13 protein-coding genes are annotated in these 15,134 nt (G+C 72.0%); 5 read left to right on the forward strand and 8 right to left on the reverse strand.

The window, feature by feature from the left end:
* Nucleotides 1-41 precede the first annotated feature (41 nt).
* Both N1F89_RS08385 and N1F89_RS08390 read right to left on the reverse strand, forming a co-directional pair.
* The gene (locus N1F89_RS08385; RefSeq protein WP_290083305.1) at nt 42-869 is read right to left on the reverse strand and encodes an ABC transporter substrate-binding protein; all 828 of its coding nucleotides are present in this window, start codon (nt 867-869) and stop codon (nt 42-44) included.
* A 39-nt stretch (nt 870-908) separates the two neighbouring features.
* The gene (locus N1F89_RS08390; protein ID WP_290083307.1) at nt 909-2,126 is read right to left on the reverse strand and encodes an acyl-CoA dehydrogenase; all 1,218 of its coding nucleotides are present in this window, start codon (nt 2,124-2,126) and stop codon (nt 909-911) included.
* A gap of 265 nt (nt 2,127-2,391) precedes the next feature.
* Between N1F89_RS08390 and N1F89_RS08395 the strand changes: the two genes are divergently transcribed.
* The 4 genes from N1F89_RS08395 to N1F89_RS08410 all read left to right on the forward strand — a co-directional run bounded on the left by N1F89_RS08395 (nt 2,392) and on the right by N1F89_RS08410 (nt 7,434).
* Complete coding sequence (locus tag N1F89_RS08395) at nt 2,392-4,461, forward strand: EAL domain-containing protein (RefSeq protein ID WP_290083308.1); 2,070 nt, start codon at nt 2,392-2,394, stop codon at nt 4,459-4,461.
* 206 nt (nt 4,462-4,667) lie between these two features.
* Nucleotides 4,668-5,060, forward strand: coding sequence for a lysozyme inhibitor LprI family protein (locus N1F89_RS08400; protein WP_290083310.1), 393 nt, complete (start codon nt 4,668-4,670; stop codon nt 5,058-5,060).
* Nucleotides 5,061-5,325: 265 nt separating this feature from the next.
* The gene (gene mutL / locus N1F89_RS08405; RefSeq protein ID WP_290083312.1) at nt 5,326-7,131 is read left to right on the forward strand and encodes a DNA mismatch repair endonuclease MutL; all 1,806 of its coding nucleotides are present in this window, start codon (nt 5,326-5,328) and stop codon (nt 7,129-7,131) included.
* A gap of 72 nt (nt 7,132-7,203) precedes the next feature.
* On the forward strand, nt 7,204-7,434 hold the full coding sequence (locus tag N1F89_RS08410; RefSeq protein ID WP_290083314.1) for a DUF2093 domain-containing protein: 231 nt from the start codon (nt 7,204-7,206) through the stop codon (nt 7,432-7,434).
* Between the two features lie 19 nt (nt 7,435-7,453).
* Here the strand turns inward: N1F89_RS08410 and lpxK are convergent, their stop codons facing one another.
* From lpxK to N1F89_RS08440, 6 genes are all read right to left on the reverse strand, one after another.
* The gene (gene lpxK, locus N1F89_RS08415; protein WP_290083316.1) at nt 7,454-8,491 is read right to left on the reverse strand and encodes a tetraacyldisaccharide 4'-kinase; all 1,038 of its coding nucleotides are present in this window, start codon (nt 8,489-8,491) and stop codon (nt 7,454-7,456) included.
* The gene (gene waaA / locus N1F89_RS08420; RefSeq protein WP_290083318.1) at nt 8,488-9,816 is read right to left on the reverse strand and encodes a lipid IV(A) 3-deoxy-D-manno-octulosonic acid transferase; all 1,329 of its coding nucleotides are present in this window, start codon (nt 9,814-9,816) and stop codon (nt 8,488-8,490) included. The genes lpxK and waaA overlap by 4 nt, the downstream gene beginning before the upstream one ends.
* Nucleotides 9,813-10,592 (reverse strand): lysophospholipid acyltransferase family protein, encoded by a 780-nt coding sequence (locus N1F89_RS08425; RefSeq protein WP_290083320.1) that lies wholly within the window; start codon nt 10,590-10,592, stop codon nt 9,813-9,815. The genes waaA and N1F89_RS08425 overlap by 4 nt, the downstream gene beginning before the upstream one ends.
* A gap of 4 nt (nt 10,593-10,596) precedes the next feature.
* Entirely contained in the window at nt 10,597-10,848 is a 252-nt protein-coding gene (locus tag N1F89_RS08430) for a DUF4170 domain-containing protein (protein ID WP_290083322.1), read from the reverse strand.
* 116 nt (nt 10,849-10,964) lie between these two features.
* Complete coding sequence (locus tag N1F89_RS08435; RefSeq protein WP_290083324.1) at nt 10,965-11,771, reverse strand: 3'(2'),5'-bisphosphate nucleotidase CysQ; 807 nt, start codon at nt 11,769-11,771, stop codon at nt 10,965-10,967.
* Nucleotides 11,758-13,101, reverse strand: a complete 1,344-nt coding sequence (locus N1F89_RS08440) for a TldD/PmbA family protein (RefSeq protein WP_290083325.1) — start codon at nt 13,099-13,101, stop codon at nt 11,758-11,760. The genes N1F89_RS08435 and N1F89_RS08440 overlap by 14 nt, the downstream gene beginning before the upstream one ends.
* A gap of 189 nt (nt 13,102-13,290) precedes the next feature.
* Here N1F89_RS08440 and N1F89_RS08445 point away from each other — a divergent pair, with 189 nt between their 5' ends.
* Nucleotides 13,291-15,093, forward strand: coding sequence for a monovalent cation:proton antiporter-2 (CPA2) family protein (locus tag N1F89_RS08445; RefSeq protein ID WP_290083328.1), 1,803 nt, complete (start codon nt 13,291-13,293; stop codon nt 15,091-15,093).
* The last annotated feature ends 41 nt before the right edge of the window (nt 15,094-15,134 follow it).

Here is a 15,134-nt window from a genome sequence, read left to right on the forward strand (position 1 = left end):
ACGGCGTCCCGAACCGTTGCACAGTCTGACGGCGTCGCCGGCTAGCGCACCGTGGTGAGATCGACCCCGTACCACTTCTGCGACAGCTCGGAGAGCGTGCCGTCGGCGTGCATCGCCTCGACGATCTCGGCGATCTTGGCGTCGAACTCCGGATCGCCCTTGTCGGTCGCCACGGCGAGCGGCTCGTAGAAGGCGGGCTCGCCCACGACGCGCAGCGGATAGCCGTTCTTGATCGCCTCCTGGATGGTCGGCAGGGCCGAGAACACCGCGTCGAGCCGCACGCCGTCGCCGAGCCTGAGGTCGTCGAAGGCGTTGGTGTCGGTCTCGTAGGTCTTGAGCTCGCCGGCCTCGACCTGGTACTCGAACTCCGGCACGCCCTGGGCGTCGATCACCAGGTCCTTGTTGAGATAGGCGTCGTAGGTGCAGCCGCCGCAGGTGCCGATCACCTTGCCGTTGAGCTCCTCGAGCGAGGAGACGTCGGAGTCCTCGTGCACGGCGAAGGCGGCGGGCGTGTAGTAGTAGATCGCCGGGAAGTCGAGCACCTCGGCGCGCTTGGCCGTCGGCGTCATCGAGCCGACCGACATGTCCCAGCGGCCCGACCAGTTGCCGGCGGTGATGACCTCCCAGGACGGCGTGACGATCTCGAGCTCGACGCCCATGCGCTCGGCGATCGCCTTGCCGACGTCGATGTCGAAGCCGTCCATCTCGTTGTTGTCGTTGAGGAACGACTGCGGCGGATACTCCGGGTCGCTCGACATGACGAGCTTGTTGTTCTCCATCACGCGGTCGAGCGTCTCGCCCGCCTGCGCCGCCGACAGGGCGAGCCCCGTCAGCGCGGCGGCGACCAGCGGCATTGCGAAATGTCTCATTGTCTCCTCCCTCTGATTGCGATCCCGCCGGCTAAGCGGTCACGAAAACGCCTGGATGCCCGTCTGCGCGCGCCCCAGGATCAGGGCATGCACGTCGTGCGCGCCCTCATACGTGTTGACGGTCTCCAGATTCTGCGCATGCCGCATGACATGGTACTCGATCTGGATGCCGTTGCCGCCATGCATATCACGGGCCTGGCGGGCGATGTCGAGCGCCTTGCCGCAATTGTTGCGCTTGACGATCGAGATCATCTCCGGCGTCACCTTGTGCTCGTCGAACAGCCGGCCGACGCGCAGGCTGGCCTGCAGGCCGAGCGCGATCTCCGTCTGCATGTCGGCGAGCTTCTTCTGGTAGAGCTGGGTGGCGGCCAGCGGCCGGGAAAACTGCTTGCGCTCCAGGCCGTACTGGCGGGCGCGGAACCAGCAGTCCTCCGCCGCTCCCATCACGCCCCAGGAAATGCCGTAGCGGGCGCGGTTGAGGCAGCCGAACGGGCCCTTCAGCCCCTCGACATTGGGCAGCAGCGCCTCCTCGCCGACCTCGACGCCGTCCATCACGATCTCGCCGGTGACCGAGGCGCGCAGGCTGAGCTTGCCGCCGATCTTCGGCGCCGACAGCCCCTTCATGCCCTTCTCCAGCACGAAGCCGCGGATCTTGCCGTCATGCGCGTCGGACTTCGCCCACACCACGAACACGTCGGCGATCGGGCTGTTGGAGATCCACATCTTGGCGCCCGACAGGCGGTAGCCGCCATCGGTCTTCTGCGCCCGGGTCTTCATGCCGCCGGGGTCGGAGCCGGCGTCCGGCTCGGTCAGGCCGAAGCAGCCGATCCATTCGCCGCTCGCCAGCTTGGGCAGATACTTCTTGCGCTGCTCCTCCGAGCCGTAGGCGTGGATCGGGTACATCACCAGCGAGGACTGCACGCTCATCATCGAGCGGTAGCCCGAATCCACGCGCTCGACCTCGCGCGCCACCAGCCCATAGGAGACATAGCCGGCGCCGACGCCGCCATAGGCCTCGGGAATGGTGACGCCGAGCAGGCCGGCAGCCCCCATCTCGGCGAAGATCTCCGCGTCGACGGTCTCGTTCATGTAGGCGTCCTGGATGCGCGGCGCGAGCTTGTCGGCGGCGAAGCTCGCCGCCGCGTCGCGGATCATGCGCTCCTCCTCGTCGAGCTGCTCCTCGAGCAGGAAGGGATCGGACCACACGAAGCTGGCGGCGGAGGCGGCGGACTTGGGCTTGGGCTGTTCGATGTTCATTCTCGGCTCGGTTCCCTGTGTCCTTTAAGCTTAAAGCAAAATGGCGCCGGGGCGAAAGCCCCCTCTTGCGTACGCTGGCTGCGGGCGCGGCCGCGCTGCCGACACGCTATGCGACATTTGCACCTCCGTGCCAACCGAACGCTAACCAAACAGGGCGAATGCCGGCGGATTCGCCGCCCTGGCCCGACGCCTTTCGGCGCCGTTAACCGGCTTCTCGGCATGGTTGCGGCCGACTGCGCGCAAACGCCGGAGGCGACCTTCTTCGATGGGCGATCCAAACACAATCGGCACCAGAAAGCTCGTGCTTTTTATCAAATGCGCCTACTGGATCGCGCTCGCCATCATCGCGGTGATGGCGATGGCCTCCTACCTGCTGCTGCAGGGCATGCTCGCCGCGCACCAGAAGGACCAGTCGCTGCTGTCGCTGGTCTCCACGCAGAAGGCGCTGTCGCAGCGCATCGTGTTCCTCGCCAAGGAAGCGGAGGATGCGCCGGAAAGGCGCAAGGCCGAGCTGGTGGCAGCGCTGCGCACGGCCAATGCCGGCTTCGAGCGCAACTACGACCGGCTGCTTTCGGTCACCGGCGTCGACGCCGCGCCGCCGGTCGGCGAGGCCGCCGATGCGCTGGCGCCGCTGTTCTTCGGCCGGCCGCACCATCTCGACTACTTCTCCGTCGGCCTGGCGGCCAATGGCTGGCGGCTGATCGCCGCGCTCGAGCAGGACCTGTCCGGCCTGCCGCTCGCCGGCGCGTCGAGCGCGCGCGAGCGCGCCGAGCTCGACGAGACGGTGGCGACCGCCACCATGGCGGGCTACCTGGCGCTGGAAGACGTCATCTCCGGCATGGCGCAGCGGCGCGCGGCGGCGGTGCTGCGGATGCACAAGGTGCTGTTCTTCGCCACGATCGGCGTCATCGTGCTGGTCACGCTGCTGATCTTCCGGCCGATGGCCGCCATGATCCGCCGGCGCACCTCCGAGCTGGTCGAGGCGAAGAACTCGATGGCCTTCATTGCCGTGCACGACGGGCTGACGGGGCTCTACAACCGCACCTTCCTGCACAACCATTTCGACACGCTGCTCAAGGCGGCGCGGCGGCGCGGCGAGAGCCTCGCCGTGCTGCAGCTCGACCTCGACCGCTTCAAGCAGATCAACGACACGCTCGGCCATCCCGCCGGCGACTACGTGCTGGTCAAGACGGCCGAGCGCATGCGCGCCTCGTGCCGCGCCTCCGACCTGTGCGCGCGGCTCGGCGGCGACGAGTTCGTCATGGTGCTGAGCGGCGCCGGCACCTGGGAGGACATCAACCTGGTCGCCAAGCGCATCCTCGACAACCTCAACCAGCCGCTCGACTACGAGGGGGTGACGATCCAGCCCGGCGCCAGCGCCGGCATCGCCGTCTTCCCGCTCGACGCCGACAATGCGAGCGACCTGCTGGTGCATGCCGATCTGGCGCTCTATGCGGCCAAGAAGACGGGCGGCGGCGGCTTCTCCTTCTTCTCCGACGAGCTGCGCGCGGAGCTCGAGCACCGCAAGCAGCTCGAGGCCGACCTGCGCGAGACCATCGCGGCACGCGGCTTCACCGTGCACTACCAGCCGCAGGTCTCGCTGGTCGACCGGCGGGTGACGGGCGTCGAGGCGCTGGTGCGCTGGCGCCACCCCGAGCGCGGCATGATCGCGCCCGGCACCTTCATTCCGGTCGCCGAGCGCTGCGGGCTGATGGCCGAGATCGGCCGCCTGGTGATGGAGAAGGCGCTCGCCGACGCGGCATGCTGGCATCGCGCCGGCATCGCCTTCGGCCGGCTGGCCATCAACGTGTCGGGCAGCGAGCTGCGCGAGCCCGACTTCTCCGGCTTCCTGTTCCAGACGCTCGAGGAAACCGGGCTGCCGGCCGACAAGCTGTCGCTCGAGATCGTCGAGTCCGTCATTCTCGACGACGAGAAGACCGGCATCGCCGCCAAGCTGCGGCGCATCCGCGCGGCCGGGGTCCACCTCGAGCTCGACGACTTCGGCACCGGCTACGCCTCGCTCAGCCATGTCAATCCGAACGAGATCGACCGGCTGAAGATCGACCGCCGCTTCGTGCAGCGCATCGACGCCAACGGCGACAACACCAAGATCGTGCGCGCCATCACCGAGCTGGCGCGCGGGCTGGGGATCGCCATCATCGCCGAGGGCGCGGAGACCGAGGCGGAGCTGACGTCGCTGCTGGCGATCGGCTGCGAGCAGGTGCAGGGCTACTCGGTCGCCTTCCCCATGCCCGAAGCGGAGGCGCGGCAATGGATGGCGGCGCGCATGCCGAAGGCGCGGCTGGTGCCGCTGCGGGCGGGCGGCGGGCGCTGACCGGCGGCATGCCCGCGCAGCGCTTTGACGGCGCCTCGTCGCGCCCCTATCCTGCCGCCTGCGCGGCGACCGCGGCGCTGGACCATGATGCCGGAGAGCGTGCAGCGGTCTTCGGACGACATCACGGCCCATCTTATTGATTTTGCTGCATGTGTGCGACGCCGGGGTGGCGCCACCCGGCCGCGGCGTGCTCTGGGGACGGATCGATGCACAAGACGTCTTTCGGGCTGGTGCTTCTCGCCGCGGCGGCGCTCCTGCCGGCGCGCACCGGTGCGCAGGGCGCCGACTGGTACACGCGCGACTACCGGGCGTGCGCGGAGAAGGAATCGACGCTCGAGACCGTCGAATGCATCGACGACCTCTATGGCCTGTGGGACGACCGGCTCAACGCGGCCTACCGCCAGGCGCTCGACTTCCTGCCGGCCGAGCGCGGCAGCGCGCTCGACGCAGTGCAGCAGCGCTGGCTGGCCTATCGCGAGGCGAGCTGCCGCTTCTACGGCTCCGGCCACGGTGCGCTGGCGCAGGTCGAGGCGGCGGTCTGCCTCTACGTGCTGACGCGCGACCGCGCGCTCGAGCTCGAAACGCTCCTCGAGCGGTGACCGGCGCACCGCGACGGCTTCGCGGCGCGCGCGAATCCGCCTAAGCTCGCCGGCGAAGCGTGCGAGGCGGCGGCGACGGCATCATGGTCCGAAGGCTTGATATCGAGGCTCACATGCGGCGTCGGGCGCGGCCGTCCCACCTTCCCGTGCCTTAGAGCCGGTCTGCTTGTCACGGACTCGCAGATCGGCCCGACATTATCGTTTCAACGCGTTTGCGACCGGCGACCGGTGTCCACTTCGCCTGCAAACGCTATAGGGAGCGGCCATGCCGATCCGCCAGCTTTCCGACACGATCATCAACCAGATCGCCGCCGGCGAGGTCGTCGAGCGGCCGGCCAGCGTCGTCAAGGAGCTGGTGGAGAACGCGCTCGACGCCGGCGCGCGCCATGTCGAGATCGCCACGGCCGGCGGCGGGCTGTCGCTGATCCGCGTCGCCGACGACGGCAGCGGCATGGCGGCGGAGGAGCTGCCGCTGGCGCTGTCGCGGCACTGCACCTCGAAGCTCGGCGACGCCATCGACGACATCCGCTCGCTCGGCTTCCGCGGCGAGGCGCTGCCCTCGATCGCCTCGGTGGCGCGGCTCAGCCTGCGCTCGCGGCCGGCCGGCGCCGACGCGGCGGCCGAGATCGTCGCCGAGGCCGGCACGGTCGGACCGGTGCGGCCGGTGGCGGCAAACCGCGGCACCGCGGTCGAGGTGCGCGACCTGTTTCATGCCACGCCGGCGCGGCTCAAGTTCATGAAGAGCACGCGGGCCGAGGCGGCGGCGATCACCGAGGTGGTCAAGCGCATCGCCGTCGCCTTTCCCGACGTGCGCTTCACCCTGTCGGGCAGCGACCGCACGACGCTCGACCTGCCGGCGACCGGCGGCGACGCGGCGCGGCGCATCGCCCAGGTGATGGGCGCGGAGTTCGCCGACAACGCGATCGCCATATCGGCCGAGCGCGAGGGCGTGCGGCTGTCCGGCCGCGTGTCGATCCCGTCCTATTCGCGCGGCAACGCGCTGCTGCAATACGCCTATGTCAACGGCCGCCCGGTGCGCGACCGGCTCGTCGCCGGCGCCCTCCGCGGCGCCTATGCCGACGCGCTGCCGGCCGACCGGCACGCGGTGGCGGCGCTGTTTCTCGAGCTCGATCCCGCGCTCGTCGACGTCAACGTGCATCCGGCGAAGGCCGACGTGCGCTTCCGCGATCCCGGCCTGGTGCGCGGGCTGATCGTCGGTGCCATCCGCGAGGCCCTGGCGCGCCAGGGGCTGCGCGCCTCCACGCAGGCCGCCGCGGCCGCCTTCGGCGCCTTCCGCCCGGGCGGGGGCAGGCCGGCGGGCACGGCGCCGGGCTGGACGCCGGAGCGCTCGCCGCAGCGCCCGCTCGAGCCGGTCGAGGCGGCCGCCGCGACGGGCTTCGCCGAAGCCGCCCAGGCCGAGCTCGCCGGCACGCCTGCGCCGAGTGCGGATGCGCGCGCCGGCACGGCCGCGCCCGACGCCGCGGCGCTGGCGCAGCGGCTCGGCGCCGCGCGCGCCCAGGTGCACGAAAACTACATCGTTGCGCAGACGGCGGATTCGCTGGTCATCGTCGACCAGCACGCCGCGCACGAGCGGCTCGTCTACGAGGCGCTGAAGGCGGCGCTCGACGCCCGCCCGCTGGCCGCCCAGATGCTGCTCATCCCGGAGATCGTCGACCTGCCGGAAGAGGACGTCGAGCGGCTTTGCGCACACGGTGCGGCGCTGGCGCGCTGCGGGCTGGAGATCGAGGCGTTCGGCCCGGGCGCGGTGTGCGTGCGCGGCACGCCGGCGCTGCTCGGCGAGGTCGACGCGCAGCGCCTGGTGCGCGACCTCGCCGACGAGATCGCCGACAGCGACACGGCGGGCGGGCTGCGCGCCCGGCTCGACCGCGTCGCCGCGACCATGGCCTGCCACGGCTCGGTGCGCGCCGGACGGCGGCTCAAGCCTGAGGAGATGAACGCGCTGCTGCGTCAGATGGAAGCGACGCCCGGCTCGGGCACCTGCAACCACGGCCGGCCGACCTATGTTGAGCTCAAGCTGGCCGACATCGAGCGGCTGTTCGGCCGGCGCTGAGCCGACCCACGCGCGCCATCTTGACGGGCCGGCGCTTTTGTGGCGGACATGCCGCGAAACGAGGCGAGGCTGATGAACCGTTTCGAGGGACCGGGCGCGCGCGAGGCGCGGGTGCGCTACCTGGATGGCGACTTTCAGGTCGTCACGCCGGGCGCTTTCGTGCGCTGCGCCGTCACCGGCCAGCCGATTCCGCTCGACGAGCTGAAATACTGGAGCGTGGCCCGCCAGGAGGCCTACGCCACGGCCGAAGCCTCGCTGCAGCGCGAGCTCGAGCTCGATCCCGGCCTGCGCAAGCGCGGCTGAGACGCCGCCGCCGACAGGCTCAGCGGGCGGGGCGGCGCAGCCGGCCCTCGCGCCAGGCGCGCAGCGTCTGGGCGACGAGCATGGCCGGCGCGTCGGGCGGATCGAACTGCGCCTCGACGGCGAGCGTGCGCACCCGCTCGGCGAAGGCGCGGTGGCCGGCCGGCCCGCTCGTCAGCCGCACCATGTCCTTTTCCGTCGTCACCAGGTCGAGGCCCCCGGCGGCGGCCGTCGCCGCCAGGTCGTCGAGCTCCTCGGCCGTGTAGGGATGGTGGTCGGCGAAGGCGCGCCGCACCGCCACCGTCGCGCCGCACGCCTCCAGCGTGGCGAAGACCTTGTCGGGATTGCCGATGCCGGCGAAGGCGAGCACCCGGCGCCCGGCGAGCCAGCCGGCGGCGCGCGGCACGAGGCGCGCCTCGTGCACCGGGCGGGCGGCGCGCGCGGCCTGGCGCACCACGGTGTCGGCCGCCGTACCGGTGCCCATGCGCACCAGCGCGTCGACATAGGGCCACTGGGCGAGCAGCGGCGCGCGCAGCGGCCCCGCCGGCAGCACGCGGCCGTTGCCGAGGCCGCGCCGCGCATCGACGACGATGACGGCGAGATCGAAATGCACCGCCGCGCTCTGGAAGCCGTCGTCCATGACGATGAAGTCGACGCCCTCAGCGACCAGCAGCCGGGCGCCGGCCGCCCGGTCGCGCGCCACGACGGTGGGCGCGCGGCGGGCCAGAAGCAGCGGCTCGTCGCCGACCAGGCGCACGCTGTCGCCCGCGGGGTCGACGCGATGCGGCCGGCGCAGGCTGCCGCCATGGCCACGCGACAGGAAGCCCGGCCGCCGGCCGGCCGCCTCGGCGGCGGCGGCCAGCGCCAGCGCCACCGGCGTCTTGCCCTCGCCGCCGACGGTGAAGTTGCCGACGCACAGCACCGGCGCGCCGACCGGCCGGCGCGGCGCGCGGCGCAGCCGGTGGGCGGCGGCCAGGCCGTAGAGGGCGGCGGCCGGCGCCAGCGCCCGGGCGCGCCAGTCCGGCCGCTGCCACCAGAAGGGCGGCGCCTCGGCGCTCACCGCAGGTGCCGCGTCTCGGCCTCGGTCTCGAGCCGCGCCTTGACGATCAGAGGATGGATATAGGGCTCGAGCGCCTGCCAGGTGCGGTCGAGCGCGCCGGCCATCTCGCCGACCGCGGCACGGCCGGCGCCCGACATCGCCGTGCGCACGCGCTGCTCGGCCAAAAGCGCGCCGACGGCGCCGGCCAGCATGTCGCCGTCGCGCACCAGCCGCGCGCCGCCGCGGTCGATCAGCTTGCGGTAGGCCTCGCGGAAGTTCTGCACGTTCGGGCCGGCCAGCACCGCGGTGCCGAGCACGGCCGGCTCGATCGGGTTCTGGCCGCCCTCGCCGGTCAGCGAGCGGCCGACGAAGGCGATCTCGGTCAGCCGCAGATAGAGGCCCATCTCGCCGATCGTGTCGCCGAGCAGCACGTCGGTCTGCGCCGTCACCGCGTCGCCGCGGCTGCGCCGGGCGACCGCGAGCCCGGCACCGGCAAGCTCGCGCTCGATCGCCTCGGCGCGCTCGGGATGGCGCGGCACCACGATGGTCAGCAGCGCCGGATGCCGCGCCTTGACCTTGCGGTGCACGGCCGCCGCCACCGCCTCCTCGCCCGGATGGGTGGAGACGGCCGCCCAGGTCGGCCGCGCGCCGATCGCCGCGCGCAAGTTGCCGAGCGCGGCCTGGTCGACCGGCGGCGGCGTGGTGTCGACCTTGAGGTTGCCCGACACGGTGACCGGCCGCGCGCCGAGCGCGCGGAAGCGCTCGCCGTCGGTCTCCGACTGGGCGATGACATGGGCCAGGTTCTCGAACAGCGCCTCGGCCAGCGAGGCGCGCTTCTTCCAGTTGGCGAAGGAGCGGTCCGACAGCCGGCCGTTGACCAGCACCTGCGGCACGCGGCGCGCGCCGAGCTCCAGAATGGTCATCGGCCAGATCTCGGATTCGGCGATGATCGCCAGGTCCGGGCGCCAGTGGTCGAGGAAGCGGCTGACGGCGGGCTTGAGATCGAGCGGCACGTACTGGTGGATGACGCGCGCGCCGAGCCGCTCCTCGGCGACCTGCGCGGAGGTCACCGTGCCCGTCGTCAGCACGACGGTGATGCCGTGCGCCAGGATGCGCTCGATGAGGCCGACCACCGCGATGGTCTCGCCGACGCTCGCCGCGTGCATCCAGATCAGCGGACCCGGCGGGCGCGGCCGGCCGGCCTGGCCGTAGCGCTCGCGGCGCCGGCGGCGGTCCTCCTTGCCCTTGCTGGCGCGCCAGGCGACATAGCCGCCGATCATCGGGAAGGCCGCCGCCCCCGCCCAGCGATAGGTCCACAGGATGGCGCGCGCGAAGCGTTCGCTCATCGGCCGCGATCGACCATGCGGTAGGCGTCCGCGGTCGCCCGGTTGAGGGCCTCCGTCAGCTCCAGCCGCTTGGCCTCCATCTGCGCGTCGTCGGCGTCGGCCGGCACGAAGATCGGCGCGCCGAGCACCAGCGCGCTGCGGCCGAACGGCAGGTTGAGCGTGGTCTTGTCCCAGCTCCTGTGCAGCACCTTGCGGCGGCTGGTGGCGATCGCCATCGGCACGATGGGCCGGCCGGTGATGCGCGCCAGCGTGACGACGCCGAGGCCGGCGACGCGCGGCGTGCCGTGCGGGATGTCGGCGATCATGGCGACGCTCTTGCCCGCCTCGATGGCGCGCCTGAGCGCGATCAGCGCACGCGCGCCGCCCTTGTCGACGCGCTGCACGGGGCCGCGGCCGCCCGAGCCGCGCACCACCTCGAAGCCGAAGCGCTGGGCGACCAGCGCGTTGAGCTCGGCATCGGCGCTGCGCGAGAACAGCGCCACGGCGGCATGCTCCGGCGGGTTGAAGATCGGCGCCATCAGGTGCTGGCCGTGCCACAGCGCGGCGATCGCCGGGGCATGCTCGGCGACGACGTCGCGCAGGTCGTGCGAGCCGGGCACGCGGCGGTTGGTGCGGTCGACGAAGCGGATGGCGCCGGCCACCGTGCCGGCGAGCGCGCCCTTGACGCGCGGCGAGGCGGCCAGCGGCTCGCGCACCAGCGTCCACAGGCGCTTGAACGGGCGCCGGCGCGCCCGGCGCTTGGCGCTCACGGCAGGCGCTGCGGCCTTCGATTCCATCGCCTCAATCCCGCCCCCCGCTGGTGTCGCCGGGATCGAGCAGGCGGTGCAGATGGACGATGAAATAGCGCATCAGCGCGTTGTCGACCGTTTCCTGCGCCTTGGCGCGCCAGGCCGCCTCGGCCGCCTTGTAGCTGGGATAGATGCCGACGATGTCGAGCCGGTCGAGGTCGCGGAACTCCACCTGCGACAGCGACGTCAGTTCGCCGCCGAACACCAGGTGGAGGAGCTGCTTGGGTTCGCCTTGTTCGGCCATGACGGGTCTTCAGCCTTCTCGTTCGCGCTGCAGGATGCATGCCGCCGGCCGCTTCGGCACCTGCTCTAGCGAAAAATATTCCGATTTGAAACCATTCGTTACCGGCATCGGCGGGGCTACTCGTGCGGCAGGCCGGCGAGCACGCCCACCATGGCATCGAGCAGAACGCCGCTGCCGGCCGCCAGCGGGCCGTGGCGCGGGTTGCGCGTCGCGTAGCGCGGCGCGTTGCCGTGGCGGTCACGCACCGCGCCGCCGGCCTCGCGCAGGATGAGGTCGACGGCGGCGAGGTCCCAGTCGTGCGAATCCGGCTTGATGAAGGTGCCGCCGAGCTCGCCCTTGGCGACCATGGCGACGCGGTAGGCGAGCGAGGGCACGTAGCCGACCGGCCGCATGCGGGCGCGCAGCGGCTCGGGCAGCGCGCGCAGCATGGTCTTCGGGCCGCCGAGCGCCGGCGCCTCGGCCGCCGCCGCGACGGCGATCGGCCGGTCGTTCAACGTCACGCCGCCGCCGGCCACCGCGCCGTAGATCTCGCGCCGGGCCGGACAGTCGATGACGCCGGCGACCGTGCGACCGCCCTCGACGATCGCCACCGAGACGCACCAGGTGTCGCGGCCGTCGAGAAAGGCGCGCGTGCCGTCGATCGGGTCAACCACGAAGGTGCGCTCGGCCGACAGCCGGGCCGGCGTGTCGGCCGTCTCCTCCGACAGCCAGCCATGGTCCGGACGGGCGCCGAGCAGCACCGCGCGCAGATGCTTGTCGACCGCCAGGTCGGCCTCGCTGACCGGCGAGCGGCCCTCCTTCCACCACACCTTGGGGTCGCGGCGGAAATGGCGCATGGCGATCTCGCCGGCCTCGCGGGCGGCGTCGCGAATCAGGTTCAGGTCGTCGTGCGGGCGCAGCCGCGCGGGCTCAGTTACCGGCAAGGGTCATGCCCTCGATGAGAAGCGTCGGGGCGGCGGTGCCGAAATTGCGGTCGAGGTCGTTTGCCGGCGTCATGTGCAGGAACATGTCCTGCAAATTGGACGCGATCGTGACCTCGGAGACCGGGTGCGTCAGTTCGCCGTCCTCGATCCAGAAGCCGGCCGCGCCGCGGCTGTACTCGCCGGTCACCATGTTGACGCCCTGGCCGAACACCTCGGTCACGTAGAAGCCGCGCTTCAGCCCGCCGATCAGCGCCTCCGGCGTCGCCGTGCCGGGCTCGATGGCGAAGTTGGTGGCGGCCGGCGACACCGAGGAGGCGGCACGCACGCCGCGGCCGTTGGTCTGCAGGCCGAGCTCGCGGGCGACCGCCGCCGACAGAAGCCAGGCGCGCAGGACGCCGTCCTCGACCATGGTGAGCGGCCGGCCGGCGACGCCCTCGCCGTCGAAGGGGCGCGAGGACGGGCCGCGCCGGCGGTGCGGATCGTCGGTCACCGTGATGCCGGGCGCGGCGATCGGCTGGTCCATGCGGTCGCGCAGGAAGCTGGTCTTGCGGGCGACGGAGGCACCGTTGATCGCGCCGGCGAGATGGCCGGCGATGCCGCGCGCCACGCGCGGGTCGCAGACGATGGCGACGCGGCCGGTGTCGGCCTTGCGCGGGTTGAGCCGGCGCACGGCGCGCTCGCCGGCGCGGCGGCCGATGATCTGCGGCGCCTCGAGGTCGGCGTGGTGCAGCCGCGCGGAGAAATCGTAGTCGCGCTCCATCGCCGTGCCCTGGCCGGCGATCACGCTGACCGAGCGGGCGAAGCGCGTCGAGCGGTACTGGCCGAGAAAGCCGTGCGAGGTGGCGAGCACCAGCCCGCCGGCGCCGGCGCTGGCGCCGCTTCCCGACGAATTGGTCACGCCGGGCACCGCCAGCGCGGCCTCCTCGGCGGCGAGCGCGGCCTCGCGCAGCGCCTCGCTCGACACCTCGGTATCGTCGTGCAGGTCGAGATCGGCGATCTCGGTGGCCAGAAGCCCGGCGTCGGCGAGGCCCGCATAGGGGTCTTCCGGCGACGCCTTGGCCATGGCGACGGCACGCTCGGCAAGCGCATGGCGGTCGCCCGAGGCCGTCGCCGAGACGCTCGCCACGCGGCGCCCGACGAAGACGCGCAGCGCCATGTCGTCGCTCTCGGCCGCCTCGGTGCCCTCGACCTTGCCGAGGCGCACCGACACCGCGGTCTGCCGCGAGCGCACGATCACCGCGTCGGCGGCGTCGGCGCCGGCGCGGCGGGCAGCCTCCACCAGGCCGGCGACACGGTCGACGAGGGCTTCGCTGTGAGACTTTCCGGACATGCGCTTCGCTTCCTGCCGGCTTCGGTGGCGGCGTTTTCGACGTGGTGGCGACGGCCGGCGCGGCGCGGCGCGCGGCCCGCCCGATCCCTGCATCTATTGTCGGCGCGCGCCATGTGCAATGGTAGCGGCTGCAGCGGGGTGCGGACGGCGCGCCCCGCGGACGGGCAGAGGAACGGGCACGGACGGTCGATGGCGGTAGAGGACACGGTCACCTATTACGAGCCGCTGCTGCTGCTTGCCGGCGCCGTGGTGGCGGCGCCGCTGTTCAAGCGCATCGGCCTCGGCACCATCCTCGGCTATCTGGCCGCCGGGGTGGCGATCGGACCGGTGGCGCGCCTCATCACCGACGGCCGCGAGCTGCTGCACGTGGCCGAGCTCGGCGTCGTCTTCCTGCTGTTCATCATCGGCCTCGAGCTGAAGCCGGCGCGGCTGTGGCAGATGCGCGGCGAGATCTTCGGCCTCGGCCTCGGCCAGGTCGTGCTGACCGGATTCGTGCTCGGGCTGATGGCGCTTTACGGCATGGGGCTGTCGGTGGCCGCGGCGACGATCGTCGGCTTCGGGCTGGCGCTGTCGTCGACCGCCTTCGCCATGCAGACGCTCGAGGAGGAGGGGGCGCTCAACACGCGCTACGGCCAGACCTCCTTCTCCGTGCTGCTGCTGCAGGACATCGCCATCGCGCCGCTGCTGCTGCTCGTGCCGCTGCTGGCGCCCGGCTCTGAGGGCGCCGAGACGATCAGCGGCACGCGCTTCGCGCTGGCGCTGGCCAGCGTCGTGGCGCTGGTGGCGGCCGGCCGCTACCTGCTCAACCCGCTGTTTCGCATCATCGCCAACGCCGGTGCCAAGGAGGCGATGATCGCCGCCGCCCTGCTCGTGGTGCTGGGCTCGGCGACGCTGCTGCAGATCGCCGGCCTGTCGATGGCGCTCGGCGCCTTCATCGCCGGCGTGATGCTCGCCGAATCCTCCTTCCGGCACGAGCTGGAGGCCAACATCGAGCCCTTCCGCGGCGTGCTGCTCGGCCTGTTCTTCATGGCGGTCGGGCTGTCGCTCGACCTCGGCGTGCTGGCGCAGAACTGGCTGACCATCGTGCTGGCGGTGCCGGTCCTGATGGTCGTCAAGGCGGCGCTGATCTACGGCCTGTGCCGGCTGTTCGGCAACGGCCACACGGATGCGCTGCGCGTCGCCATGGTGCTGCCGCAGGGCGGCGAGTTCGGCTTCGTGCTGTTCACCGCCGCCTCCTCGGCGGCGATCTTCCCGGCCGCCACGGCCTCGCTGCTGATCGCCGTCGTCACCATCTCGATGGCGCTGACGCCGCTGTCGGTGCGGCTCGGCGAACGGCTGACGCGCGGCGAGGTGAGCGAGCAGATGGAGGAGGATTTCCAGGGCGCGGGTTCGGACGTGCTGATGATCGGCTTCTCGCGCTTCGGCCAGATCGCCTCGCAGATCCTGCTGGCCGGCGGCACGGAGGTGACGATCATCGACCGCTCGGCCGAGCGCATCCGGACGGTCGAGAAGTTCGGCTTCCGCATCTATTTCGGCGACGGCCGGCGCAAGGAGGTGCTCGAGGCGGCCGGCATCCGGCGCGCCAAGATCGTCGCTGTGTGCACCAACGGGCGCGAGACGACCGACTACATCGTCGACCTGATCCGCAGCGAGTTCCCGCACGTCCGGCTCTACGTGCGCTCCTACGACCGGGTGCACACGCTGTCGCTGAAGGCGCGCGGCATCGACTACGAGATCCGCGAGACCTTCGAATCCGGGCTGATGTTCGGGCGGCGCACGCTCGAGGCGCTCGGCGCCAGCGAAGCCTCGGCGGCCGACATCGCGGAGGACGTGCGCCGGCGCGACGAGGAGCGGCTGGCCATCCAGGCGGTCGAGGGCAGCATCTATGCCGGGCGCGACAAGATGCATGTGCGCCCCGTGGCGCCCGAGCCGCTGGTCCGGCCGACGCGCGAATCGCGCCGCCTCGACCAGTCGGAGCCGGCCGCGGAATAGCCGGCCCGGCGGCCGGAGCGCTCACGAACGGCGAACCGGGC

It is taken from the genome of Aquibium sp. A9E412 (assembly GCF_030398335.1).
GTDB lineage: Bacteria > Pseudomonadota > Alphaproteobacteria > Rhizobiales > Rhizobiaceae > A9E412.